We start from the raw sequence: 24,365 nt of genomic DNA on the forward strand, positions 1-24,365 counted from the left end.
GCCAAAGCCGCCCGTGCGGTGTCAAGGAAGGCGGTGGCGGGCATCGGCGAGCAGCTGCGCCAGGGTGTGCACCGGGGAGGTTTCCAGCTTGTGCCGGTGCGCGTCGTAGTGGTCGCGGGTGGTGCGGATGTCCGCGTGTCCCAGCAGGTCCTGCACCTTCTGCACCGGCACGTCGTGGGCGAGCAGGAGCGTGCCGGTGGTGCGCCGGGCGGTGTGCGGGCTGATCGTGGCCGCGGCGGCGAGGCCCGCGGCTTCGGCCCGTTCCCGCAGCAGGTGCCAGACGTGGCGCTGGGAGAGCGCTTTCCCACCCGGTTTGGCGGGATCGTGCGGATGTGGGGTGGTCGCGACGAGTGGCCCCCGCAAGCGGTCCAGACCGGTGCCGGTGCGCGCGGCCCGCAGTTCGAGGTAGCGGCGCAGCGGGTGCAGGGCGGCCGGCACGAGGGGCACGAAGTCGCGGTGGCCGCCCTTGCCGGTGTAGCGCAGGATCGTGTGCCCGGCGTCGCTGTCGAGGTCGCCGATCTGCGCCGTGGTGACGGCCGAGACCCGGACGCCGGTGTAGAAGAGCAGCGCGACCACGGCCGCGTCCCGCCACGAGGCTTCGGTGCCGTTGCGCTGGGCGCGGTCTTCGACGTGGTTGAGCAGTGCGGCGGCGGAGTCGCGGTCGAGCGCGGGCAGCGGTGGCCGCTTGCCGGTTTTCGGGCGGTTGACGGCGGCGACCGGGTTGCGCTCGGTGAGGTCGTTGGACTGGAGATAGCGGTACCAGCTCGACACTCCGGCCAAGGTGCGCCCGACGGTCGAGGCTGAGGCGGGCCGCACGGTGCCGTCCCGCGCGGTGACCGTGAGGCCGTTCTTCCACGCGTCCACGTCCGCCCGGCGCGCGTGCAGGGGGTCGAGTCCGGTGCGGTCGCACCAGGACAGCCAGGCGGCGAGGTCCGCGTAGTAGGCGCGGCGGGTGTGCTCGGTCTTGTCCGTCTCCAGCCACAGCACCGTCACGTGACGAATCGCGTAGCGGTCCAGGGGGTCGGCCGGAGGGAGTGCCGGCAGCAGGTCCACGGCGCTCGCGAGCGTCTCCCGGAGGGTCGCCGGGGAGTCCGCGCGGACGGTCAGGGCTCGCGTCGTCGCCTCCAGGGCGGCGGGGTCGGTCATAACTGGCATTATCACCGATCCGCATAACGACACTGTTGAGCAGTTTCGCGTGTCGCTTATCTACTTTCGCTTCCGCGTACGCGATACTCAGATGGTGACGGATGACCTGGTGGAGGGCGCGATCTGCGCTCTGGACGGCTGCGAGAACCCTTTGCCGGCTCCAGCGGTGGACGAGAACGGGCGGCGCAAGGGCGGCCGGCCCTCGTCGTACTGCTCGAAGACGCACGCGGACGCGGCCTCCCGTGCGCGGCGGGCGCTGCAGACGGCGGCGACCGTGGAGCCGTTGACGGAGTTGCGGCGGGTGACCGAAGCGCTGGAGCCGGTGGTGGCGCCGCTTCTGGAGGCGTTGACGGCCATGCGATCCCGGCTCGCGGCAGCGGAGGAGGGCGCGCTGGCGCAGGTCAGGCAGGCCGAAGACGACGCGCGCGCAGCGCGGGCCGAGGCGGAGGAGTCCGCCCGGCGGGCGGATCAGGCCGTGCGGGAACGGGATCGGGCGCTGGTGCAGTCGCGAGAGGACCAGGCGGCGCGCGCCGCGGCGGAGAAGGCCGCCGAGAAGGCGGCGGCCGAATCGGAGCGGGTGCGGCGCGAGGCGTGGGCGACAGTGGCCGACCACGAGCGGGCCAAGGGCGCGGCGGAGTCGGCCCGGACCGCGGCGGTGCAGTCACGTGACGAAATGGCCGGCATGGTGCGGGCCGCGCAGACGCAACTCGATCAGTTACGGGAGGACCGCGAAAACCTCCGCCACGAGCTGGACGGAACCCGTGCTCAGCTGCGCGAAAGCACCACCGAGCTGGCTGTCCTGGCGGAACGTCTCGCCGCGGCGCGCACGCAGCTCACCGCGGCGGACCGCTCGGCCGAGCACGCCAAGCACGAGGCATCGGCGGCCCGCGAGACGGCTGAGCAGCACCGCTCCGAACGCGACGAGGCCCACCGGCGCCTGGCAGAGGAACAGACCGCGCGGCAGGTCGCCCAGGCGCGGGCCGAGGCCGCCGAAGGGAACGTCACGGCCGTCCGGGGCGAGCTGACCCAGACGCAGGCACGCCTGGAACACGTGCTGGCCACGCGCCCGGCGCCGCCCGCCGAGCAGCCGCAACCATCGGCCGCACCGGCGCAAGGCTCGGCCGGTGAGGGTGCCGAGTAGTCGCAACCGGGTGGTCAGGAGCCGCCCGGCAGGTCCCGGCGTTTAGCCGAGCGGGATTTCCTGTGCCCTGGTCGGCACGGCGTCCAGGGAGGCGAGGGTGGCTTCGTCGAGCACGAGCGAGCCCGCGGCGATGTTGGCCTCCAGGTGGTCGATGCTCGCGGTGCCGGGGATGAGGTGCACGTTCGGGGAGTGGTGCAGCAGCCACGCGAGACCGACCTGCGCGGGGGTGGCGTCCAGGGCCTTCGCGGCGTCGATCACGGCGGGCTCGTCGGCCACCTTCGGCATACCGGGGAAGGCGCCGCCCAGCGGGAAGAAGGGCACCCAGGCGATACCTTCGGCCGCGCACAGCCGCACCATGTCCTCGTTGTCGCGGGCCACGAGGCTGTAGGAGTTCTGCACGCAGGCGATCCCGGCCGGGAGCGCGTGACGCAGCCCGTCGAGGGTGACGGCGCTGAGCCCGATCGCGCCGATCTTGCCTTCGTCGCGCAGGGCGGTCATCACCGCGAGCTGGTCGTCGAGGTCGACCACCTGGTCGCCTTCGGCCCGCACGCCGGGGCCGACGTCGAGGCGACGCAGGTTGACCACGGGAATCCGGTCGAGGCCGAGGCTGGCCAGGTTGTCCTCGACGCTCGCGCGCAGCTGCTCGGGCCGTTGCGCGGCGCGCAGCGGGACGGCACCGCCGGGGTTGGACTCGGCGCCGACCTTGCTGACGACGAGGACGTCGTCTTCGGGCCGCAGCGCCTCGCCGAGGACGGAGTTGACGAAGCCGTTGTCGTAGAACTGGGCGGTGTCGACGTGGTCGACGCCGAGTTCGACCGCGCGGCGCAGGAGTGCGATGGCGGCGGCGCGGTCGTCGTGCAGGCGTTCGAGCTGCATGGCGCCGAATCCGACCCGGGAGACGGTGTGGCCGGCGAGCGGACCGGTGCCGCCGGGGCGAGTCTGAGTCATGGAAGTCCTGTCCTCGTGAGATGATGAAAGAAACGGAGGACCCTCCGTTAGACTCACCGTAGCACAACCGGAGGTGCCTCCGCTTTGAGTTCGCCCCGTCCGGGCCGCGCCGACGCCCGGCGCAACCGGGAAAAGCTCCTCAGCGTCGCGCGGGACGTGTTCACCTCCGCCGAGGGACCGGTCTCGCTGGAAGCCATCGCCCGCGCGGCCGGGGTCGGGATCGGCACGCTCTACCGCCATTTCCCGACGCGCGAGGCACTGGTGGAGGCCGTCTACGCCGCCGAACTCGACGAAGTGACCGCCCTCGCCGAGTCGCTGCTGCGCGAACAGCCACCGGAAGCCGCGCTGCGGGCGTGGATGGCGCGCTACGCGGCGTTCGTCGCGACCAAGCGCGGAATGCTCGACACGTTGCGCGCCGGGTGGGCCTCGGGTGCCATCTCGACGACCACCACCCGGGAGCGCATCACCACGGCGATCGGCGCGATCCTGGCCGAGGGGGCGCGCACGGGGGAGTTCCGCGACGACGTCGAGGCCCTCGACGTCACCACGCTGCTGCTCGGCACGCTGCTCGTCACGACGGCCGACAGCCCGCCGAACCAGGTCGGCAGGCTGTTCGACCTGATCGTCGACGCGCTGCGACCGGCGGTGACGCCTTCGAGATCACCTTCGACGGACGACTGCCCGCCGAAAACCTGACAGACCCGGTGAGCCCGCCCATCCGGATCGGCGATTCATCCATCCGCCCATTTCGGCAGGTGGTGGGCGATCTCGTCCGGCGAGGGCATGCCGGCGATCTCCTCGGCGATCGCGCGGGCCGCGTCGCGGTGCCCGGTGTTTCCGTGGTGTGGCAACAGCTTCCGGGCGTGTTCGGTGATGGCTTCCGTGCTCACCTCATCCGGCAGGAGGCGCAGTGCGGCGCCCGCGTCGCTGAGCGCTTCGGCGTTGGCGAACTGGTCGGCTCCCTGGGGCAGGATCAGCTGCGGGGCGCCGACGGTCAGCGCGCCGAGGGCGGTACCGCTGCCGCCGTGATGCACGATCACATCGGCGTGCGGCAGCAGGTCCGCTTGCGGCACCCAGGGCCGGACCGTGACGTTGTCCGGCACAGTGCCGAGCTGATCCGGGGGCACCCGGCCGGTGGCGACCACGACGTGCGCGTCGAGTGCCGTCAGGCCGTGGATGGCCGTGGTCAGCACCTCTGGGGTGCCGAATGCGGTGCCGAGCGTCAGGTAGATCAGTGGTCGCGAAGCACGATCGACGGGCCACGCGGGCAGTGCCGGTTCGGAATAGGGAACGGGACGCAGTTCGATGCGTTCGGCCGTCGCGAGAAAGTCCTTGTCCTGCAAGGACGGTGGGCAGATGTCGAGGTGTGGCCGATCGGGGGCTCCGGTGGCCGACGTGGGTGGCTGGAGTCCGATTCCTTCGGGAATCATGCGGCCGAACCCGTGCCAGAGGCCGGGAATCCCGGCGCGGTGCGCGGCGAGGGCGGCCCCCGGTAGTCCCCATTCATGCACGACGAGGTCGGGCCGTAACCGTGCCAGTTCCGGTTCGAGATCCTCGGCGTAGATCTCGTAGAACGAATCCGCGGGACGAAAGGGCCGGAGTTCATTCCTGAGCAGCGGTGCGTGGACGTTCTCGCCGGCGGCGAAATGCACCTCGTGCCCGGCATCCCGGACGGCGATCGCGAGCGGGATCAGCGGGTAGGTATGGCCGACCGAGGCCAGGCTGGCGAAGAGTACGCGCATGTCAAACGGTCACGACCAGTGCGGTGAGGCGCCAGGTTCCGGGGTCCGGGGCGCGCTGGGCGCCACCGTCGGCGAGCGCGAGGGCGGGGAAGCGGCGCAGCAGTGCGGTGAGTGCGGCCTCGGTCTGGACGCGTGCCAGCGCGGCGCCGAGGCAGAAGTGTGGCCCGTGGGCGTATCCCAGGTGTGTCGGCCGGCCTGCTGGGCGGCGCAGGTCGAGGTGGTCGGCGTTGGTGAAGACGCGGGGGTCGCGGTTGGCGGCGGCAAGCGCGGCGGTGACGGGTTCTCCCTTGCCGATGGGCGTTCCGGCGATGTCGGTGTCCTCGCGGGCGTAGCGGGGCAGGCTCAGTAGTTGAGGTCCGCACCAGCGGGTCAGTTCCTCGACGGCCCCGGGCATGAGGCTTTCGTCGGTGCGCAGTGCGGCGAGTTGGCCGGGGTGAGCGAGCAGGGTCTCGACAGCGTTGGCGACGAGGTTGGTCGGGGTCCCTCCGGCGAGGACGAGGTGCCAGACGAGGGTGACCAGTTCGGTCTCGCTGAGCCGGTCCTCGTCGTCGGCGTGGATGCCGATCAGTTCGGAGAGCAGGTCCGCGCCGGGCTCGCGCGTGCGGCGAGCGACGGCTGCCACCGCGTCGCGCATGATGGCGGGGATGGCCTGCGCGAACGCGGGCCCGTGTCCGGCGGCGACGGCGGCGCCGTGGGTGCGCCAGGTGTCCCGGTGCTCGGGCGGGATGCCCACGAGTTCGCAGATCACGTCGATGGGCAGCGGCCGGGCGAAGTGTGCCAGCAGATCCACCGTGCCCTCGTCGGCTTCCTGGACCAGTTCGTCGAGGAGGGCCTCGACGATGCGCGTGATGCGCGGCCGGAATTCCGCGGCGCGCCGGGCGGTGAACGATGGCGAGACCAGCCGCCGCAACCGGGCGTGCTCGGGCCCGTCCATTTCCTGCATGGTCCGCATGTACTTCAGGCAGTGCGCGGGCACATCCGGTCGCTGGGCGTAGCTGCCTGCGTTGAGCTCGAACCGAGGGTCGGTCAGCACCGCCTTCGCGTCCTCGTACCGGGTGACCGCCCACATCGCGCCGAACCCCGGTGTGACCAGGCGCGCCAGCGGGCCACGTTCGCGCGCCCGTCCGTACGCGGTGAAAGGGTCCCGCAGGACGGCGGGATCGGAGAGGTCGATTTCGGGGATCTCCACCACGTCAACTCCACATGATGTTGTCAGATGTTGAAAATATCTGAATGGGGACAGTATCCTACTTCCGGAAGGCAGGGCAACGGAGGGGCGCGATGGTCCGGCTCAGCAGGGCACAGATGCAGGAACACAACCGAGCCAAGGTGCTGGCCGCCGCCCGCGATGAACTCGCCGAGCGGGGCTTCCGTGACGCCAAGATCGACCAGATCGCCGAACGGGCCGAGCTGACCCGTGGCGCCGTCTACTCCAACTTCCCGAGCAAGCGGGCCCTCTACTTCGCCGTCCTGGCGCAGGAAGCCGCGCGGACATCCGGTTCGCGCTACCCGCCGACCGCCAGGACCGCCACCGACGCACTCGGAGACTTCGCACGTGCCTGGATGGCCCGGCTCCCACTGGCCGGCGAAGACCGGCGCAGCGCGAGCAGGCTGGGCCGGGACCTCCTTCCCGAGATCGTGTCCGACGAACGAGTCAACCAACCGTTCTCGCAGTTGACGTGCCTCAGCGCGATCCTGCTCGGACTGTGCCTGGAACAGTTGCCATCCTCGAAACGAACCGCGTCCCGCATGGTCCAGGTGGCCGAGATCGCCTTGACGACCCTGCACGGAGCCGGCCAGCTCGCCGCGGCCGCGCCCGGATTCGGCGAGCCCTTCGCCGTCGTCCGCGCCTGCGAACAACTCGCCGAACTCGACCTCGACGACACGTGGCAGCCCGCCCACCTGCCGCACATTTCTCCCGCGCGCCCCACCGACCAGCCATGGACGCCGCCGGCCTTGACCGACGCACTACGCGACGAGCCGGCCCACCTGGACGACGATGGTGTCCTCGCCGTGCTCGGTCTGCATCGGCTGGCCGCCATCGAAGAAGCGCTGCGCGCCGCTCCGCCCACCGCCGCGGTAACCGCGGTCCTGGTCACCAGCAACCCCGGCGAACTCGGCCCCCTCGTTCGCCTGATCGTCACCGACCTGCGCAACTCGCTCAGGGCCGCCGTCGCGCCATCAGCCTGGCCCCGCCTCCAGATCATCCACGACGAATCCGGAGACCTCGCCGCAGCCGCGGGAGTGCCCGCGGTCAGCGACGCCACCGAAACCGCTGTCCGCATTCACGACGGCCGGATCACCGCTCGTGCCGACGGCTACGGCGCCTGCCACGCCGCCGCGTCCGCATAGTCCGTGGGGTGGGTCTCGCCCCGTGGCCGGTGACGTTCGGCCGACTCCGGAAAACCGGTGGAGCGGCGTCCCGCCGGGCCGGTAACGTGCCGCAGAACCGAGTCGTCTGGTCGAGGACGTGCCCTTGTACCTCCGGTGAGATCTCCCGAGCGCTGAACTGTCGCGCGCCGCGCCTTCGGGCCGCGCCGCGCATCCTCGCGGTCTTCTCACAGGAACCGGTGTATCGCTGTGCTCTGCCACTGGGTGGTCACGCCTGTCTGCCTGCCGGTCGTTCTCCGCCGTTGCCACTCGTGCGCGGCCGGACGATTCCGGGCGGACGGCACATTCCGTGTCAACGCCCACCACAAACGTCTCGACGCCTGGCTTCTCGCGCGCTGCACCGGCTGCGGGGCGACGACGAAGCTCACGATCCTGGAGCGGGTGGCCGTGCGCACCGTGCGGCCAGGGCTGCTGCGCCGGCTGCACGACAACGATCCTGACCTGGCGGCGTCGCTGCTGCGGGACCCGTTTGTGCGGCGCCGCAACCACATCGCCCTCGACTGGGAGGGCGCCTGGCGACTCGACACGGGCGGCCCGGACCACCTGGACCACGAGGTGATCGACGTCGATGTCCGTTTCGCGGCGCCGGTCCCCGTCCGTCCGCTGCGGCTGATCGCCGAGGGCTGCAACCTTTCCCGCGCGGAGGTGGACAGGCTCCTCGCGGCGGGGAGGCTCGTCTCGGCGATCCGCCTGAGCGGGAAGCGCTCCGGCGATTTCACCTTCACTCTCAAGCGCTGACGCCCGCGCCCGGTACCGTTCCTCCGCATGACCGACGCCGAGATCACCGCGGCTCTGGTCCGTGACCTGCTGGCTGAGCAGCACCCGGACCTCGCGGGCCTGCCGATCCGTGAAGTGGCGGGCGGCTGGGGCAACCAGCAGTGGCGCCTCGGGGACGAGCTGGCGGTGCGGATGCCGCGAGCCGAAAACGCGCCGGATCTCCTGCGCAAGGAGCACCGGTGGCTGCCCGTCCTGGCCCCGCGCCTGCCGCTGCCGGTGCCGGTTCCCGTGCGGATCGGCGCGCCGTCCGCGCGCTTTCCGAAGCCATGGACCGTCATGACGTGGGTGCCCGGCCTGCCGCTCGACTTGGCCTCCCTCAGCCGGGGCGAGCACTCGGCCGACACGCTCGCGGGTTTCCTCAGGGCGCTGCACGTGGAGGCCCCCTCCGACGCGCCGGTGAGCGCGGATCGCGGCGGCCACCCGAAGGAGTGCGCGGACGGTTTCGAGCAGTTCCTGCACGCCGTCGCGCTTCGCGATCCCGGGGAGGTCCGGGCCGTGTGGGAGGACGCCGTCGCGGCGCCCGCCTGGGAGGGCCCGCCACTGTGGGTGCACGGCGACCTTCATCCCGCCAATGTCGTCGTCTCGGACGGGACGCTGTCGGGAGTGATCGACTTCGGTGACCTGTTCGCAGGCGATCCGGCCTGGGACCTCGCGGCCGCGTGGGTGATCCTCCCCGACGGAGCCGCCGCACGGTTCTTCGAGCGGTATGCCCTCGCGGACCGGGCGACGATCCGGCGCGCTCGCGGGCTGGCTGTGCTCAAGAGCCTGTTCCTCCTGCTCATGGGCCTGAACGGGGACCGGGGCCTGCCTGGTGGCAAGCCGCACTGGGGTTTGCTGGGCCGGGCCGCGCTCGGTCGTGCCGTGCGGGAGGCCGGATGAACCCCGGTCGCGCGGCGCTCCGGTTTCGGCGGCCACCAGTACGAGCAGCAGCCGGATCGGGGCCTCCCAGCCGCCGGGTGAGAGTGTGCAGGGGGTCCGCCGGGATACGCGCGACAGGGGCGATCAAGCACACTGCCTAGGGTGCGTCTCCTAATTCCGGGCAGCGGTGCGGGAGATCATGATTGCTCCTGCCAGGAGGACGCCGCCGAGGAAGGTCAGGGCGTACTTGTCGTAGCGGGTGGCCACCCCGCGCCACTGCTTCACACGGCCGAATGCCCGCTCGATGGTGTTGCGCTGCTTGTAGATCTCCTCGTCGAACGCCGGTGGTCGGCCGCCGGCGGAGCCTTTGGCCTTCCGGGTGGCGAGCTGGTCACGGCGTTCAGGGATCGTGTGCTTGACCCGGCGTCGGCGCAGTTCTTGGCGGGTCGAGGGGTGAGAGTAGGCCTTGTCGGCCAACAGCCGGACATCGCGCGGCCCGGCGTCGGTGAACGCGGAGGCGAGGTAGTCATCCAGCAGGGGCAGCAACTGGGGGTTGTCTCCGGCTTGTCCGGCGGTCAGTCGCACCGCGACCAGGTCACAAGCCGCGCCGGCCAGCGCGTGGATCTTGGTGGTCAGTCCACCCCGGGAGCGGCCCAGCGCGTGATCGTCGGGCTCGTAGGCCGGATTCGTGTCATTCGAGGCTGCCCCCTGTGTGGTCGGTGGCTGCGGCCAGGGCTCGGCCCGGGATGGTCGGCGCTCCCGCGGCGTGCTGGTGTGCCCGCACGACTGAGGAATCGATCGACAGTAACTCGGCGAGATCGTCGTTCGCGTCGATGCCGCACCTTGACCGCACCACATCGAACATCCGCTGGTAGGTGCCGTCGATGGAGAACCTGTGGTGCCGTTTCCAAACCGTCTGCCATGGCCCGAATTCCTCCGGCAGGTCCCGCCACGGCGACCCCGTCCGGAATCGCCAGGCAATCCCTTCCAGTATCCGGCGGTGATCGGACAGTGGCCGGCCACGCAGGCCCTCCCGCGAAGGCATCAGCGGCGCTACCAACGCCCACAACTCATCCGAGATCACCCCAGCACGAACCACCGGCCGATCATCACCTACAACCAGAACAAACTTTTGGAGACACGCCCTAGGACCCCGACAACCCCGGCCCGGCGACACCTGCTCACTCGACGTGGTCGCGAACGATCTCCACGACCACCTTCCCGACTGTCCGGCCGTTCTTGCTGTGCTCCAACGCGGCAACGACCTCGTCACGGGAGAACCCGTAGGTCCGGTCGATCTCGACGCGGATCCGGCCGGCCTCCACCATCCGGTCCACGCGGTCGAGGAGGTCGCGGGAAGCGTCGAGGAAGACCGGGATGTACGCGATCTTCCTGCCCACCAGGGACTTCGCCCGCCGGGTCAGGATCGTCGTCCCCAGACGCAGCGCGGCCCCGACCGTGACCCGGTCGTCCTCGTCGCGGGAGATCGTGACGAATCGGCCCCCGTCCACCAGGACGTTCCGTGCGGCCAGCCACTGCTCGCGGCCGCCGACGAAGTCGAGCACGGCGTTGACGGAGGTGGCGGGCACGACGCCGTCGAAGCGTCCTGTGGTGTAGTCGACGACGTCGTCGGCGCCGAGATCGCGGACGAACGCTTCGTTGCGGCCACTGCTGACCGCGGTGACGTGTGCGCCCAGGACCTTCGCGATCTGGACGGCGTAGGTGCCGACGCCACCCGAGGCGCCGATCACGACCACGCGGCTGCCGACGCCGATCCGCGCCTTGTCCAAAGCCAGCAGCGCGGTCTGGGCGGCCAACGGCACCGCCGCGGCCTCGGCGAAGCCGAGCGCCCCGGGGATCACGCTGACCAAGTCCTGCTCCACGTTCACGTGTTCACCAGCGCCGCCACCGTGGAGCTTGTTGTCGGCGTGCACGCGGTCGCCGACCTTGAGCCGGGTGACCTCGCTGCCGACGGCGGTCACGACGCCGGCGAGATCGAACAGCGGGACGAAGGGGAACCTGCGCTTCGTGATCAGACGGCGGTGACCTTCGATCATCTGCCAGTCGATGGGGTTGACCGATGCGGCATGCACGCGGATGCGGACCTGGGTCGGGGATGGTTCCTCAACCGGGTGCGTGGTCGACCAGGCCAACGTCATGTCGGCGACGCCGTAGTCGCGCTGCACGACAGCGCGCTGGGTCGGGTGGTCGACGGGCTCGAGGACGACCACCGGGATCTCCCTTCCGGTGTAGCCGGCGTAGTCGTCATAGGACGGGAAGACCTCGACGAGGCGCGACCACAGGGCCGCGCGCTCGGCGCCAACGGCCACGCGCGGACGAACCCGGCGACGGATCCCCCCGCGCAGTTCCACTTCGGTGACCGGCATGGCCATCAGGTTGTGGAACCAGGCGGGATGCATGTCGGACCCGCCTTTGGACGCGGCCACGACCAGGTCGGGTTCGTCGTCGAGGTAGATCAGCGGGTTTGTGCGGAACTCGCCACTGCGCCGCCCGACGTGGTCGAGCAAGAGCACGGGAGCGCCGCGAAACGTGGCACCCAGCCTGCCCTTGGTGGAGCGGAAAAGAACCTTCTGCAGGCGCGCACCCCGCTTGTGGAGGTTCCAGAACGAGGTGGAGTTGCGCGTGATCTCACTCATGGGGCCAATAGTGTCTGAGTCTGACACTTGTCGCAAAGTGACGAAGGTCGCGAGGTGTCACGATCGTGCGCGCTTCGGTAAGGTTGCGTGCATGAGCACCCCGGGACTGCGTGAGCGCAAGAAGGTCCGCACCCGTCAAGCGCTGGTCGATGCGGCGTACGAGCTCTTCGCGCGACAGGGATTCGCCGCCACGACCGTCGACCAGATCGCCGAGGCGGTCGAGGTGTCCGCGCGGACCTTCCACCGTTACTTCACCTCGAAGGAAGACGCAGCCCTCTCCGTGCTGAGGGAGCAACACGATGCCGTGGTCGAGGCTTTGCGATCCCGTCCAGCCGGGGAGCCGGTCATGACCGCGGTGCGCAACGCGGTCGTCGGGGTGCTGACCACATACGAGGCCGATGAGAATTGCGACGCCTTCCGGTTCCACCAGTTGCAAGGCCTGATCGCGAGCAGCCCCACTTTGCGGGCCGCGGCGTCCGAGCATGGCATCGCGCGGGTGACCGAAGTGGCGGAGCTGATCGCCGAGCGGATGGGCGTCGAGCCCGTGGCTGACCCGCGCCCCGGTCTCGTCGCCGCCGTCGCTCTGTGCGCTGCTCCCGCAGCCGTCGACGCCCGGCGCGAGCACGAATCGTCGCGGCCGGCTTCGGAGCTGTACGGGCAGGTGTTCGATCTCCTCGGTGCCGGAATGGACTACCCGGCGGCGATCGCCGCACGACCGGCTGGACCTGATCGTGGATCGTCCGCGTGACCCGGCAGAAGCAGCGGGGCGCTGCCGCGGCCGTCGTGAACGGCGATCTTCGGAACGCCCGTCTTCTCGCACCCATGATCCACAGTGGTGGGCGACCACCGCTGAAAGGTCCGTCCGGATGCTGTTCGGGTTCTTCGCCGCGATGGCCGAAACCGACCGCGAGGCCATCCGCGAACTCGACGCTGGAAGGGCAGAATTGCCGCTCCCCGAAAGGGAAACCACGACGGCCGTCCGCCAGTGATCACCGACGGCATGCTCCACACCGTGCTCCGCCGCCGCGCAGGCGGGGTGTCCCCGTGACCTCTCCATCCGGACCGGCACGCGCGCAGGGAAAAACCCGGGCCTGGCCAGCATCCACCGCGCCCGTTGCCGAACCCGAGCGGGATGCCGATCACCGCTGACTGAGTTCGTCGCCAGCCCGGTCAGCGCTCCCACGCGGTGCGGGAACACGCCCTTGACGACCACGGCCCCGGCCTCGAACCCGGTGAGCCCGAACTCGCCCAGGACGGGCGGAACGCCGGTGATGGCCGACCGCAGGTTCAGCGTCAGCAGCACTACGCCGAGCAGGGGCCAGCCGGACTTCACCGGGAGGACCAGCGGGCCAGAGCGGCGGCGATCGCCGTCACGACAAGGGTTTCGGTGAGCAGCGAGAGCCACACCGCGGTCATCGGGCACCTCCTGGGTCGATTTCCCGTCCAGGTTGGCGCGCCCGTTCTGCACTTCACGCCCTCGGCGGCGTCGCAGCAGATCCGCCAGCTCGGCAGGGAACTCGGGGTGGCGCTGCTCGAACCGCGGGGCCGCCGGGTGCGGCTCACCCCCGCGACGGCTCCTGGCGCATGCCGACGGCATCCACGCCCGCTGGGAACTGGCCGAGCGGACCTGCGCGCCGACGGTGACGAGCCGTCCGGGCTCCTGCGGCTGGCCGGTTTCCCGGTGGCGGTGTCCGCACTGCCCGCCCCGGCCGCCGCGGCGCTCGTCGCGCGCCATCCCCGGCGCACGCCGCGGATCACCGAAGCCGAGGCGGGCGACTGCTTCGATCTGCTCTTCGACGGGGATGCCGAGCTGGTTGTGGTGGAGGCCAAGCCGGACGAGCCACCCCGCGACCGCTCGCGGTTCGACCAGCGGCCGTTGCTGGACGACCCGTTCGACCTGGTCGTGCCCGCCGGTCACCGCCTCGCCGGGCGGGATCGGGTGGACCTGGCCGAGGCCGCCGACGAGCCGTGGATCGTGCCGGGCGCGACGTGCACGTGCCGCACGCACGTCCTGTCGGCCTGCGGCGCGGCGGGCTTCACACCCCGGGTCGCGCACGCTTCGCTGAACTGGAACGCCACCACCGCGCTGGTCGCGCACGGGCTCGGGGTGGCGCTGGTGCCGCGGCTGGCGCAGGTGCCGTCCGGGCCCTGCGTGGTGCGGATCCCGTGCGCGGGCGAGCCGATCCCGCGGTCGCGGCCGCGATCGAGGAGCTGCAGCGGCTGGTTCCGGCTCTGCTCAGTGGTCCTGACCTGCCTGGTTGAGGAAGCCGACCAGGCCGTGCGGCGCGGTGTCGTCGAGGAAGCGCCCGAGAATGTCGTCGGCGGCGGCTTCGGCGCTGCGGGGGAACAGGGCGCGCTCGTACCCGGTCAGCGCGGCTTCCACGTCGTCGGGGGAGGCGGCCAGCGCCCTGCCGAGTTCGGCGCCGTCGAGCATGGCCAGGTTGGCGCCTTCGCCGTTGGGGACCATGAGGTGACCGGCGTCGCCGACCAGCGTCACTCCCGGCACCCGCTCCCACCGGTGTCCGGCAGGCAGGGCGTGGATGGGGCGCAGCACCGGCGCCGTGTCGCCGTCGGTGATCAGCGCGGTCAGTTCCGGCGCCCAGCCGGCGAACTCCCGGGCGATCCGCGCGGTGGCCGCGGCGGGATCGGTGAAGTCGATGGCCGCGAACCACTCCTGGGGCCGGACGAGCTGCACGTAGGTGTGCAGGTTCCCGCCGGCTTCGCGGTGCGCGGTGATCGCCTTTCCCGGCGCGGGGACGAACATCGACCCGGCGCCGACCGCTTTCGCCGTGGCGGGGTGGCGGGTGTCGGCGTCGAACAGAAAGGTCTCGACGAACGAGATGCCGGCGTAGGCCGGTGTCGCGGAGGACAGCAGCGGCCGCACGCGTGACCAGGCGCCGTCCGCGCCGACCAGCAGGTTCGTGGTGACGGTGGTGCCGTCGGCGAAGGTGACCTCGTGGCGGCCTTCGCCCACGGCACGGACGCCGCTGACCTTGTGTCCCCAGTGGACGGTGCCGTCGGGGAGCGAGTCGAGCAGTATTCGCCGCAGGTCGCCGCGCTGCACCTCGGGACGCCCGGCCGTGCCCTCGGCCGGGTCGTCGAACAGGACCGTCCCGTCGCCGTCGAGGACGCGGGCGGCCTCGCGGCCCTCCAGGATGAGGCCGCGGAACTCGTCCGTCAGGCCGGCCGCCTCGATCGCCCACTGGCCGTCGTGCTCGTGGATGTCGAGCATCCCGCCCTGTGTCCGGGCGGCCGGGGAGGGTTCGGCTTCGTGGACCGTGGCCGGGATGCCGCGGACGTGCAGGACGCGGGCGAGCACGAGGCCGCCGAGCCCGGCACCGATGATCGTGACGTGCATGATGACCCCTCCTCTGGAATGCCGTTCCAGATCAGTTTGGAACGATGCTCCAGACATGTCAAGATGGGGGCATGACGACGCGGACACGCCGGTCCTCGCGGCGCTCGGAGGCGCTCTCCCGGGAGCGCATCATCGAAGCCGCCATCGAACTGCTCGACGCGGACGGGGAGGCCGGTCTGACCTTCCGCGTGCTGACGGCGCGTCTGTCCACCGGTCCCGGGGCGATCTACTGGCATGTGGCGAACAAGGGCGAGCTGCTCGACGCGGCGACCGAATCCGTCGTCGCCGCCGCGGTGCCCCTCGATCCCGCCGGGTCGGCCCGCTCACCGCGGGAGGAGATCCGCGCCGTCGCGCTCGGCCTGTTCGAGGCGATCGACGGGCACCCGTGGCTGGCCACGCAGCTGGCGACGCAGCTCTCCCGCAGCCCCTGGGGGTCGGTGACGCCGCGGATCTTCGAGGGCATCGGGCGGCAGGTCCGCGCGCTGGGGGTGCCCGAGAGCGGCTGGTTCACCTCGACCTCCGCGCTGGTGCACTACATCCTCGGCGCGGCGGGCCAGAACGCGGTGAACGGACGGACCGCCCAGCCGGGCGTGGATCGCGGGGAGTTCCTCGACGCGGTGTCGACGGCGTGGGAAGAGCTCGACCCCGACGACTACTCGTTCACCAGGGCGGTGGCGGGCCAGCTGCGCGACCACGACGACCGTGAACAGTTCCTCGCCGGAATCGATCTCGTTCTCGCGGGCGTCACCGCGATCCACCCGCCGGATGGTCAGCGCCGGTAGCACTCCGCGACGGCGGCGAAGGACTCCTTGGGTTCCCAGGGCAGGCCGGGGTAGGTCGTGCCGGTGCGGTCCTCGAAGACCTTGACGATGCCGTAGCTGGCGCGGTCCAGATCGTCACGCGGGTCGCCGTCGGGCCGGTGCACGTGGTCGCCGAGGGCGAAGGTGAACACGAACGTGCTGTCGACGCCGCCCGCGTCGAAAGCTTCCAGCAGCTCGCGCACGTAGGTGGCCTGGCCGGTTTCGTCGCGGTCGTACTCGCCGGTGAGCCGGACGGGTCCGCGGTGCTGGTCGTACTCGACGATGTCCAGGCCCTCCGCACCCCGGTCGCCGGCGCCGGCGTAGGTGGCGGAGCCGAACTCGGTGATCGCGACCGGTTTGCCCTGCGCGACGAGGTTCCGGATGCCGTCGGCGAACTGCCCGGCGACCGCGGCCGAGCGGTACAGGTCGACGGAGAGGATGTCGAAGAGCGCCCAGTCGACGCGTTCCAGCGGCACGGAGGCGTAGGTGACCTTGCCGCCGAACCGTTCGCGGATCACGGTGACGGCGTTGCCGAGGAACTGGCCGACCCGGGCCGACAGCGGGCCGAGGTGCTCGCGCATGCGGCCGGGGTCCTTGAGCACGGCGACGCGTTCGTCGGTGCTGTCGCCGGGCAGGAATCCCTTGTTCATCAGGCTGTGCTCGGCGCCCGCGACGAACACGACCTCGGCGCCGCGCTGCCGGAGGCGTTCCGCGCGCCCGGCGCACTCGGCGAACAGTTCCAGCATCTCGCCGGTGGTCAGTTCGAGGGGGTAGGGCGAGAACCAGACCTCGAGGCCGAGGTCGGCGGCGAGTCCCGCGGCGATCTCGATGCGGTCGGGGTCGCCGCCCATGACGCGGACGGCGTTGCAGTGCAGGTCGTCGCGGATGATGCGCAGCTCGCGCCCGACGACCTCCGGGTCGAAGTGGCGGCGCGAGTTGGTTCCGTGCAGGACGAAGCCGGTGTCGTAGCTGATGCCTCTGGCGCGCACGAGGACGCTCCCTTCGCTTAGGTACGGTACGTACCGTACCCTACTGACGGGAATTCGGTACGATCAGTGCCCATGACGGACGGGACGCGGCGGCGGGGAGCGGTGCTGGAGGAGGCGATCCTCGGCGCGGCGGTCGCGGAGCTGACCGGATCCGGGTTCGCCGGGCTGACCATGGACAAGGTCGCGGCCCGTGCCGGCACCAACAAGAACGCGATCTACCGCCGCTGGCCGAACCGCCTCGCGCTGGGCATCGCGGCCTACCGGCAGATGACGAAGGCGGTGCCGCCCCCGGACACCGGTACCCTGCGCGGCGACGTGCTGGAACTGCTGCGTGGCGCGAACCGGCACTGGAGTTCCCCGCTGGGCGCGATCCTGCGTGAGCTGATGGCCGCGGCGGGCGGTGCGTCGGAACTGCTGGGGCAGCTGCGGGACCAGACCGGCGACGCGGCCGCCGCGCCGTGGCTGACCGTGCTGGGCCGGGCGGTGGCCCGCGGCGAGGCGGCGCCCGAAGCGCTGCACCCGAGGGTCGCCACCGTGGCGATCGTGTTGCTGCGCAACGAGTTCGTGGTGCGCGGCGTCCCCACCGCCCCGGACGACGTGCTGGTCGAGATCACCGATGAGGTGTACCTGCCGCTGGTCCGGCGACGAGGTCATCGGGCACGGGGATCTTCCGGGACGCAGTAGAGGCCGAGCGGTGCGGGTGGCGGCAGCGGCTGATCGGACTGGAAGGACTGCAGCAGGAACCCGACGTGCCTGCGGGCCGCGGCGATCTCGGCTTCCGGTGTGGGGGCGGTGATGCCGGCGCTGGTCATCATCAGCAGCGTCAGGTCGGCGCGGGTGAAGTCGGGGCGCAGGTGCCCGCTCGCCTTCGCCCGTCGCGTCAGTTCGGCGAAGTCGCGTTCGGCCCTCGCGCGGCGGCGTTCGAAGTCCGGGGTGCCGCCGAACTGGGTGAACATTCCTTCGGTCCTGCCATGCCCGGTCGCCTGCGCCGCGGCCAGGTTCTCCACGACCGTGCGGAACCCGCGCCACGGATCGGGATCGGCCAGGCCCTCGTCGATGACCGACAGGCATTCGGCGAGCTGGCCTTCGAACACCGCGGTCACCAGCGCCTGCCGGGCCGGGAAGTGCCGGTACAGGGTGGCGACCCCGACGTCGGCGCGGCGCGCGATGGTGGCCATCGGCACCTCCAAGCCGCGCGCGGTGAAGACCTCGCGCGCCGCCTCCAGGATCCGGCGGCGGTTGTCGCGGGCGTCGGCGCGCATCCGAGAGGAATCGACGGACATGTTTCCCACATTAGCCCTGGTGGCCCATGCACGACCTAGCGTCGTGGTCGTGAACGACATGCGTGCCGCGCTCTTCGACTCCTACGGTCCGCCGGATGTGCTCTACGTCGGCCGGGTTCCGGTGCCCGAGCCGCGGCCCGGGCAGGTGCTCGTTCGGGTCCACGCCGTCAGCGTCAACGGCGGGGAGCTGCACGGCCGCGCGGGCCGGCTGCGGCTGGTCACCGGCAGGCGGTTTCCCCAGCGCACCGGCATCGACTTCGCCGGAGAGGTCGCCGCCGATGCCGCGGGGTTCCGGACGGGTGCACCCGTGTGGGGGGCGCTGTCGCGGACCTTCGGCGCCGCGGCCGAGTTCGTCGCCGTGGACGCGGACCGGCTCGCACCGGCGCCGGCCGGGACGGACCTGATCGAGGCCGCGGCCCTGCCCGCGGTCGGCACCACCGCGATCACCGCCCTGCGCGACAAGGCCCGGCTCCGGCCCGGCGAACGGCTCCTGGTGCGCGGCGCGGGCGGCGGCGCCGGCAGCGCGGTCGTCCAACTGGGACACTCGATGGGCGCGCACGTCACCGCGCTGGCTTCGGCGAAGACGTGTGAGTTCGTGCGGGGTCTCGGCGCGGACGAGGCGTTCGACTACGCCACGACCCGCCCGGCCGATCTGGGGCGCCGATTCGACGTCGTGCTGGACACCGTCGGCACCGACCTGCCCGCCTGGCGCGGGCTGCTCGCCCCGGGCGGGCGCATGGTGGGGATTACGTTCGACACCCGCCACGTGCTGACGTCGTTGGCTTCCGTGGCCGCCTCCGCCGTGCACGGCCGGGGACGCATCCGCTTCTTCAGTGGCAACCCGCGCCGCGAGCTGCTCGCGGACCTGGCCCGCCGGACCACCTCGGGCGCGATCCGGCCGGTGGTGCACGAGGTGTTCCCGCTGGAGCGCATCGCCGACGCGCACCGGGCGCTGGAGACCGGGGGAGTGCGGGGCAAAATCGTGGTGGCGGTGCGCTGAGGGCGTCACACTTCGGTAAGCGCGCGAGCACTTCTGCCCGCCGCCGCGCGGCCCTAGCGTTCCAGGGGTGAAAGAGGAACGCACCACGGTGGACGGCCGACGCCCGCGACCGCCGCGCGAGGACGACTTCACCGCGCCCGCGCACCACCGGTCGGTCACCGCCCGGATCGGGCTGTGGCTGGGAGTGGCGTTCGCGGTCTGCTTCGTGACGGGGCTGCTCAGCCACCTCATCCAGCACCCGCCGTCGTGGTTCTTCTGGCCCAGCCGCCCTGCCGGGCTCTACCGTGTCACCCAGGGCGTGCACGTGATCTCCGGGATCGCCGCGATCCCGCTGCTGCTGGCGAAACTGTGGAGCGTCTACCCGAAACTGTTCGGCCGCCCGGTGCTGCGCTCGCCGGTGCACGCGATCGAGCGCGCCTCGATCCTGCTGCTGTCCGCGTCGGCCTTCTTCCAGCTCGTCACCGGGCTGTTCAACATCTTCCAGAACTACCCGTGGCCCTTCTACTTCCCGTCCGTCCACTTCGCACTCGCCTGGATCTCGATCGGGTCGATCGTGGTGCACGTCGCCGTGAAGATCCCGGTGATCCGTGCCGGGCTCGGTGAGGAACCGGAGGGTGCCGCCGGGCGCAACGGCTTGTCCCGCCGCGGTTTCCTGCGGGCCACCTGGGCCGGGGCGGGGGTCGCGACGCTGGTGACCGCGGGCAGCACGGTCCCGTTCCTGCGCGGGATCTCGGTGCTGGCGACCCGCTCGTCGAACGGGGTGCCGGTCAACCGGACCGCCGGGCACGCGGGAGTGCTCACCGCGGCGACCGATCCGGCCTGGCAGCTGGACGTGCTCGCGCCCTTGGGCCCGCGCCGGTTCACCCTCGCCGATCTGCGTCGGATGCCACAGACGACGGCCGAGTTGCCGATCGCGTGCGTGGAAGGGTGGAGCGCGTCGGCGACCTGGACGGGCGTGGCGGTCGCCGACCTGCTGCGCGCCGTCGGCGCGGCGCCCGGTGTGCCGGTGCGGGTGGAATCGCTGGAACGCGGCTCGCTGTACTCGGTGAGCACCCTGCCCGGCGAGCACACCCGCGACCCGCTGACCCTGCTGGCGCTGGAGATGAACGGCGCGCCGCTGGAACCCGACCACGGCTACCCGTGCCGGGTGATCGCCCCGAACCGGCCCGGCGTGCTGCAGACCAAATGGGTCGCCCGGATCGAGGTGCTCGCGTGATCGGCCGTGTCCTGATCGCCCTGCCGGGCCTGGCCGCGCTCGGCTGGGGCGCCTACCTGTTCGTCCAGTTCGCTCTCACCTCGGCGGACCAGACGCTCTCGGCGCTGCTGTTCCTCGCCGGGGGGCCGGTGCTGCACGACGCCGTGCTCGCCCCGGTGGCCGCGCTCGCCGGACTGGTCCTCACCCGCGTCCTGCCCGGGCCGTGGCGCACCCCGGTGCGGATCGGCGCCGCGTTCTCCCTGCTGCTGGCGCTGCTCGCGGTGCCGGCGCTGTGGCGGGCCCACGCGGCGCTGCCGAACCCGGGGCTGGTCGACCGTGACTACGGCACCGGCCTGCTGGTCGCGCTGGGTGCCGTGTGGCTGGTGGTGCTGTCCTGGGGGGTCATCGCAGCGTGGCGCGGGCGCGGTCGAGGAACACCCGCGCCGCCGGGCTCACCGGCCCCTCCGCCCGCCAGGCCAGGGCCAGACAGCCCCGCAGCGGCGGATCGATGATCGCCAGCGGGTGCAGGTCGGCGCGCGCGGCGGGCACCGATTCGGGCAGGATCGCGACCCCCAGCCCGCGCGCGGCGAGATCGGCGAGCACCGCCGGGTGCCCGGCCTCGAACCCGATCCGTGGCGTGAGCCCGCGCGCGGCGAACGCCTCGTCCAGGCGGGCGCGCAGCCCGGTGCCCTCGGGCAGGCTGATCAGCGGGCGTGTCCACAGCGACTCCAGCGCGACCTCGGCGCGCCCGGCCCACTCGTCGGCCAGACCGACCGCCGCGACGATCGCCTGGTCGGTGAGCACGAGGACGTCCAGGCCCTCCGGTCGAGCACCGGTGGCGAGGCTGACGATCGCCGCGTCCAGCCGCCCGGTGCGGACGTCGTCGGTCAGCCGGCCGGACCGGTCCTCGGTCAGGGTGATCTCCACGCCGGGGTAGTCGTCGTGGAAGCCGGCGAGCAGGCCGGGGACATCGACGTCGTGTGAGGTCACCATCCCCGCGCCACCCGCCCGCGCACCAGTCCGCGGAACTCGTCGGCGACCAGCCGCGCGCCCGCCACGGCGGCGAGCGCCGCCCGCGCGTAGGGCAGGACCGCCGCACCCACCTCGGTCATGCGGACCCTGCGCCCGGACCGGTCGAGCAGTTCGTGCCCCAGCTCCCGTTCCAGCCGTCTGATCTGCGCGGACACTCCCGGCTGGGCCACGTGCACCCGCTGGGCGGCGCGCGTGAAGTTGCCAGACTGGGTGCCGGACGAAAGGAGCTGCACATGAAGGACGAGGCCACCACGCCGGAAGACCTCGCGGTGATGTTCGTGGAACGCGCGAACGCCCGGGACGCCAAGGCGCTGTCGGAGCTCTACGCCGAGGACGCGGTGCTGGCGTTCCCGCCCGGTTCGCAGACCACCGGCCGCGACGCGATCCGCGGGGTGCTGGAGCAGATGCTGGCGCACACCGGTGAGGAGTTCCGGGTCGAGGAGCCGATGCCGACCGTCCGCCACGGCGACCTCGCGCTGACCTCCACGCGGCCCGCCGACAACACCGGCGGACGGGTGCAGGTGGCGCGACGCCAGCCGGACGGCACCTGGCTGCGGATCATCGACCGGCCGGAGATCCGCCGTCCGGAGTGAGGTCTTCCGCAGGATCGCCAGAGCGAGCGCCCGGCCGGGCGGCCAGAGCCTCAGATCTGCGCCAGGCCGTCGTCGACGAGGAACTCGGCGCCGTTGACGAAACTGGACTGGCCGGAAGCCAGGAAAACGGCGGCGTCGGCCCCGGGCTCAGCAGGTTGACCCGGACCCCACTGGCGCCTCGTTCGATGATCCAGGTTCGCGCCAGGTTGCGGACCGCCGCCTTGGTCGCCGATCCGGCCCTTGCGCTGCTGAACCCTCCGCGGCACGGCGACATCGACCCGGACGCCGACCCGCGCGCACTGGCCCGGCTGGAACTGGCGGTCCTGCGGGGGATCGAGGCACTGGGCAAGGCCGGCCAGCGCGAGGCGTCATTGCGCAGCATCGCCGACATCGCGCCGGCCGTTCTCCCGCGCCCGCCGTCGGCAGCCGACGGCGCACGATAAGGTGATCGACGATACCGACCGGAGGAGGTGAGACCCGTTTCCGTCCACGTAACCCGGGTGCTCCCTCCCGGCCATCAGGACCGGTGAGCTACGAGCGCCCGTTCCCCGGAAAGGCGCTCCCATGTCGATCGACACCGACACACCCCTCGTCCGCCGTCTGCGCGCGGCCGGATGCGTGTTCGCCGAGGACGAAGCCCGTCTCCTGCTCGAAGCCGCCACCACGCCCGCAGCGTTGGACACCCTCGTCGCGCGCCGGGTCGCCGGAGAACCGCTCGAACAGGTCCTCGGCTGGGCGGAGTTCCGCGGCCTGCGCATCCACCTCGACCCGGGCGTGTTCGTACCCCGCCGCCGCACCCAGCTGCTCGTCGACCAGGCCGTGCGCCTCGCCCCGCACGGCGCCGTGGCCGTCGACCTGTGCTGCGGTTCGGGCGCGGTCGGCGCCGCGCTGGCCGCCGAACTCGACCTCGCCGAACTGCACGCCGCCGACCTCGACCCGGCCGCGGTGCGCTGCGCCCGTCGCAACCTTCCCGGCCACGTCCACGAAGGCGACCTCTACGACGCGCTACCCCAGCAACTGCGCGGGCGCGTGGACATCCTCGTCGCGAACGTCCCGTACGTCCCTACCGGCGCCGTCGGACTGATGCCGCCGGAAGCACGCCTGCACGAGCCGCGGCTCGCCCTCGACGGCGGTACCGACGGCCTCCACATCGCCCGCTGCTTCGTCACCGGCGCACCCGCCTGGCTCGCGCCCGACGGGCACCTGTTGGTGGAAACCAGCGAGCGCCAGGCCCCGCATCTGCTGCGAACCGCGACGGACGCCGGACTCACGGCCCGCGTGGTCACCTCCGACGACCTCGACGCGACCGCGATCGTGGCCAGCCGCGGCGGACCGGGTCGAACACCACCGCGCTGTGCGAGTGGCTAGGACACCGCTGAACGGACGCCGCACAACACGGGTTCGAGGTTGGCCACCGTGGCCGCCACCGCCGCCTCCGCGTCACCCCGCTCCAGTGCGTCGAGCAGGTCGGCGTGCGCGACCGAGGAGTCCGGCAGGTGCTTCTCGTGGCGGACCATCTCGGTCAGGATCTCCCGCAGCACCGGCTCGGCCGCCGTGAACAGGCTGAGCAGGAGCGCGTTGCCGGACAGTTCCACGACCGCGCGGTGGAAGGCCAGGTCCGCGTCGACGAACACCGCCGGGTCGCCGTCGCGCCGGTCCTGCCGCTCCCGCAGGCCCGCGCGCAGCGCTTCGACATCCTCGGGCCGGACCCGCCGCGCGGCCAGGCGCGCGGCCTCGACCTCCAGCGCCCGCCGCACCTCGTAGACCTCCAGCACCCGTGCCCGCCGCACCAGCTGCCGCACGTCGCCGGTATCCGGATCCGCCGCCGCGACGAAGGTGCCGGAACCGTGCCGGACATCGAGCAACCCGTCCTGCACCAGCAACCGCACCGCCTCCCGCACCGACGAGCGCCCGACCCCGAACTCGGCGGCGAGCTGGACCTCGTTGGGCAGCCGGTCACCGGGGGAGAACCCGCCGTGCCGCAGGCGCTCTCGCAGCAGGCTTGCCACCTGGGGCACCACCGGTCCACGCCGCAGCTCCGTCATGGCCGGAACCGTAGCACCGCAGACGTCTGAGGACTCGCCGTCCCGGCGGCGTCAGTCGTGGGGGAGATGCGTGCTGTGCGCGTCGAACGCCCGCTGGAGCTCCCAGTCGGTGAGCAGGTAGAGGAACGAACGGCCGGCGCAGCGCGGGCACACCGTCGCGCACGCCGCGGCGTAGCCGTCCGGCCCGCTGAACACCGAGGTGACCACACGCAACTCGTCGGCGGCGCCGCAGCCCTGGCATGACGGCCCCACCGGACAGTCCCGCGCCCCCGCCAGCTCCGCACGGGGCGGGTCGAAGGCGAGGTTGTCCAGATCGTCGGCGTCCTGCCACACCGGGCACGGACGGTACTGCCGGAGACGCCGCCACCGGGTCCGCAGTTTCGTGGCCATCACACCCTCCATGCTTGGAC

The 24,365-nt window shown here is 71.9% G+C and carries 25 protein-coding genes and 3 pseudogenes; 16 read left to right on the forward strand and 12 right to left on the reverse strand.

Annotated elements, in window-relative coordinates; translation table 11 throughout:
- Window positions 1-21: 21 nt before the first annotated feature.
- Window positions 22-1,146, reverse strand: coding sequence for a tyrosine-type recombinase/integrase (locus HNR02_RS26535; protein WP_179776308.1), 1,125 nt, complete (start codon window positions 1,144-1,146; stop codon window positions 22-24).
- Window positions 1,147-1,237: 91 nt separating this feature from the next.
- On the opposite strand from HNR02_RS26535, the gene HNR02_RS26540 reads away from it, so the two are divergent.
- On the forward strand, window positions 1,238-2,287 hold the full coding sequence (locus HNR02_RS26540; RefSeq protein ID WP_179776309.1) for a coiled-coil domain-containing protein: 1,050 nt from the start codon (window positions 1,238-1,240) through the stop codon (window positions 2,285-2,287).
- A gap of 42 nt (window positions 2,288-2,329) precedes the next feature.
- Here the strand turns inward: HNR02_RS26540 and HNR02_RS26545 are convergent, their stop codons facing one another.
- Entirely contained in the window at window positions 2,330-3,235 is a 906-nt protein-coding gene (locus HNR02_RS26545) for an aldo/keto reductase (protein ID WP_179776310.1), read from the reverse strand.
- An 84-nt stretch (window positions 3,236-3,319) separates the two neighbouring features.
- Between HNR02_RS26545 and HNR02_RS26550 the strand changes: the two genes are divergently transcribed.
- Entirely contained in the window at window positions 3,320-3,931 is a 612-nt protein-coding gene (locus tag HNR02_RS26550) for a TetR/AcrR family transcriptional regulator (protein ID WP_179776311.1), read from the forward strand.
- A 35-nt stretch (window positions 3,932-3,966) separates the two neighbouring features.
- Here HNR02_RS26550 and HNR02_RS26555 read toward each other — a convergent pair whose 3' ends face one another.
- Complete coding sequence (locus HNR02_RS26555; protein WP_179776312.1) at window positions 3,967-4,977, reverse strand: glycosyltransferase; 1,011 nt, start codon at window positions 4,975-4,977, stop codon at window positions 3,967-3,969.
- A gap of 1 nt (window position 4,978) precedes the next feature.
- The gene (locus tag HNR02_RS26560; protein WP_179776313.1) at window positions 4,979-6,169 is read right to left on the reverse strand and encodes a cytochrome P450 family protein; all 1,191 of its coding nucleotides are present in this window, start codon (window positions 6,167-6,169) and stop codon (window positions 4,979-4,981) included.
- 89 nt (window positions 6,170-6,258) lie between these two features.
- Here HNR02_RS26560 and HNR02_RS26565 point away from each other — a divergent pair, with 89 nt between their 5' ends.
- The 3 genes from HNR02_RS26565 to HNR02_RS26575 all read left to right on the forward strand — a co-directional run bounded on the left by HNR02_RS26565 (window position 6,259) and on the right by HNR02_RS26575 (window position 9,024).
- Window positions 6,259-7,329, forward strand: a complete 1,071-nt coding sequence (locus HNR02_RS26565; protein WP_179776314.1) for a TetR/AcrR family transcriptional regulator — start codon at window positions 6,259-6,261, stop codon at window positions 7,327-7,329.
- Between the two features lie 243 nt (window positions 7,330-7,572).
- A complete protein-coding gene (locus tag HNR02_RS26570; RefSeq protein WP_312861171.1) occupies window positions 7,573-8,106 on the forward strand; it encodes a DUF1062 domain-containing protein in 534 nt (177 codons plus the stop codon).
- 27 nt (window positions 8,107-8,133) lie between these two features.
- The gene (locus tag HNR02_RS26575) at window positions 8,134-9,024 is read left to right on the forward strand and encodes an aminoglycoside phosphotransferase family protein (RefSeq protein WP_179776316.1); all 891 of its coding nucleotides are present in this window, start codon (window positions 8,134-8,136) and stop codon (window positions 9,022-9,024) included.
- A gap of 136 nt (window positions 9,025-9,160) precedes the next feature.
- Here HNR02_RS26575 and HNR02_RS26580 read toward each other — a convergent pair.
- Window positions 9,161-10,102 (reverse strand): annotated as a pseudogene (locus HNR02_RS26580) (IS5 family transposase).
- An 82-nt stretch (window positions 10,103-10,184) separates the two neighbouring features.
- Window positions 10,185-11,687, reverse strand: coding sequence for a nitroreductase/quinone reductase family protein (locus HNR02_RS26585; protein WP_218914278.1), 1,503 nt, complete (start codon window positions 11,685-11,687; stop codon window positions 10,185-10,187).
- A gap of 10 nt (window positions 11,688-11,697) precedes the next feature.
- On the opposite strand from HNR02_RS26585, the gene HNR02_RS26590 reads away from it, so the two are divergent.
- The 3 genes and pseudogenes from HNR02_RS26590 to HNR02_RS26595 form a co-directional block, all read left to right on the forward strand.
- Complete coding sequence (locus tag HNR02_RS26590) at window positions 11,698-12,408, forward strand: TetR family transcriptional regulator (RefSeq protein WP_312861173.1); 711 nt, start codon at window positions 11,698-11,700, stop codon at window positions 12,406-12,408.
- 118 nt (window positions 12,409-12,526) lie between these two features.
- On the forward strand, window positions 12,527-12,649 hold the full coding sequence (locus HNR02_RS36235; protein ID WP_281377427.1) for a hypothetical protein: 123 nt from the start codon (window positions 12,527-12,529) through the stop codon (window positions 12,647-12,649).
- Between the two features lie 398 nt (window positions 12,650-13,047).
- Window positions 13,048-13,791: pseudogene (locus HNR02_RS26595) on the forward strand (LysR family transcriptional regulator); the annotation flags it as partial.
- 105 nt (window positions 13,792-13,896) lie between these two features.
- Here HNR02_RS26595 and HNR02_RS26600 read toward each other — a convergent pair.
- Window positions 13,897-15,018, reverse strand: a complete 1,122-nt coding sequence (locus tag HNR02_RS26600) for an FAD-dependent oxidoreductase (protein ID WP_179776317.1) — start codon at window positions 15,016-15,018, stop codon at window positions 13,897-13,899.
- Between the two features lie 71 nt (window positions 15,019-15,089).
- On the opposite strand from HNR02_RS26600, the gene HNR02_RS26605 reads away from it, so the two are divergent.
- The gene (locus HNR02_RS26605; RefSeq protein ID WP_179776318.1) at window positions 15,090-15,800 is read left to right on the forward strand and encodes a TetR/AcrR family transcriptional regulator; all 711 of its coding nucleotides are present in this window, start codon (window positions 15,090-15,092) and stop codon (window positions 15,798-15,800) included.
- On the opposite strand, the gene HNR02_RS26610 is transcribed toward HNR02_RS26605, so the two are convergent.
- The gene (locus HNR02_RS26610) at window positions 15,788-16,807 is read right to left on the reverse strand and encodes a glycoside hydrolase family 113 protein (protein ID WP_179776319.1); all 1,020 of its coding nucleotides are present in this window, start codon (window positions 16,805-16,807) and stop codon (window positions 15,788-15,790) included. The genes HNR02_RS26605 and HNR02_RS26610 overlap by 13 nt on opposite strands.
- 72 nt (window positions 16,808-16,879) lie before the next feature.
- On the opposite strand from HNR02_RS26610, the gene HNR02_RS26615 reads away from it, so the two are divergent.
- Window positions 16,880-17,491, forward strand: coding sequence for a TetR/AcrR family transcriptional regulator (locus tag HNR02_RS26615; protein ID WP_179776320.1), 612 nt, complete (start codon window positions 16,880-16,882; stop codon window positions 17,489-17,491).
- On the opposite strand, the gene HNR02_RS26620 is transcribed toward HNR02_RS26615, so the two are convergent.
- Window positions 17,458-18,090, reverse strand: coding sequence for a TetR/AcrR family transcriptional regulator (locus HNR02_RS26620; protein WP_179776321.1), 633 nt, complete (start codon window positions 18,088-18,090; stop codon window positions 17,458-17,460). The two genes, HNR02_RS26615 and HNR02_RS26620, sit on opposite strands and share 34 nt — an antisense overlap.
- Window positions 18,091-18,148: 58 nt before the next feature.
- Between HNR02_RS26620 and HNR02_RS26625 the strand changes: the two genes are divergently transcribed.
- The 3 genes from HNR02_RS26625 to HNR02_RS26635 all read left to right on the forward strand — a co-directional run bounded on the left by HNR02_RS26625 (window position 18,149) and on the right by HNR02_RS26635 (window position 20,797).
- The gene (locus HNR02_RS26625; protein WP_179777867.1) at window positions 18,149-19,090 is read left to right on the forward strand and encodes an NAD(P)-dependent alcohol dehydrogenase; all 942 of its coding nucleotides are present in this window, start codon (window positions 18,149-18,151) and stop codon (window positions 19,088-19,090) included.
- Window positions 19,091-19,157: 67 nt separating this feature from the next.
- Complete coding sequence (locus HNR02_RS26630) at window positions 19,158-20,306, forward strand: molybdopterin-dependent oxidoreductase (RefSeq protein ID WP_376772947.1); 1,149 nt, start codon at window positions 19,158-19,160, stop codon at window positions 20,304-20,306.
- Window positions 20,303-20,797, forward strand: a complete 495-nt coding sequence (locus HNR02_RS26635; protein WP_179776322.1) for a hypothetical protein — start codon at window positions 20,303-20,305, stop codon at window positions 20,795-20,797. Before HNR02_RS26630 ends, HNR02_RS26635 begins: the two co-directional genes overlap by 4 nt.
- Here the strand turns inward: HNR02_RS26635 and HNR02_RS26640 are convergent.
- Window positions 20,688-21,550: pseudogene (locus HNR02_RS26640) on the reverse strand (LysR family transcriptional regulator). The gene HNR02_RS26635 and the pseudogene HNR02_RS26640 overlap by 110 nt on opposite strands.
- Between HNR02_RS26640 and HNR02_RS26645 the strand changes: the two are divergent.
- The 3 genes from HNR02_RS26645 to HNR02_RS26655 all read left to right on the forward strand — a co-directional run bounded on the left by HNR02_RS26645 (window position 21,551) and on the right by HNR02_RS26655 (window position 23,278).
- Entirely contained in the window at window positions 21,551-21,910 is a 360-nt protein-coding gene (locus HNR02_RS26645) for a YybH family protein (RefSeq protein WP_179776323.1), read from the forward strand.
- Between the two features lie 185 nt (window positions 21,911-22,095).
- A complete protein-coding gene (locus tag HNR02_RS26650; protein ID WP_179776324.1) occupies window positions 22,096-22,353 on the forward strand; it encodes a hypothetical protein in 258 nt (85 codons plus the stop codon).
- A 121-nt stretch (window positions 22,354-22,474) separates the two neighbouring features.
- Window positions 22,475-23,278, forward strand: coding sequence for a putative protein N(5)-glutamine methyltransferase (locus HNR02_RS26655; protein ID WP_179776325.1), 804 nt, complete (start codon window positions 22,475-22,477; stop codon window positions 23,276-23,278).
- Here HNR02_RS26655 and HNR02_RS26660 read toward each other — a convergent pair.
- Window positions 23,275-23,955 carry a FadR/GntR family transcriptional regulator gene (locus HNR02_RS26660; protein ID WP_179776326.1) on the reverse strand — a complete coding sequence of 227 codons (681 nt, stop codon included), beginning with the start codon at window positions 23,953-23,955 and terminating at the stop codon, window positions 23,275-23,277. The two genes, HNR02_RS26655 and HNR02_RS26660, sit on opposite strands and share 4 nt — an antisense overlap.
- 51 nt (window positions 23,956-24,006) lie before the next feature.
- A complete protein-coding gene (locus HNR02_RS26665; protein ID WP_179776327.1) occupies window positions 24,007-24,345 on the reverse strand; it encodes a hypothetical protein in 339 nt (112 codons plus the stop codon).
- Between the last annotated feature and the right edge of the window lie 20 nt (window positions 24,346-24,365).

It is taken from the genome of Amycolatopsis endophytica (genome assembly GCF_013410405.1).
GTDB classification, from domain to species: Bacteria; Actinomycetota; Actinomycetes; order Mycobacteriales; family Pseudonocardiaceae; genus Amycolatopsis_E; species Amycolatopsis_E endophytica.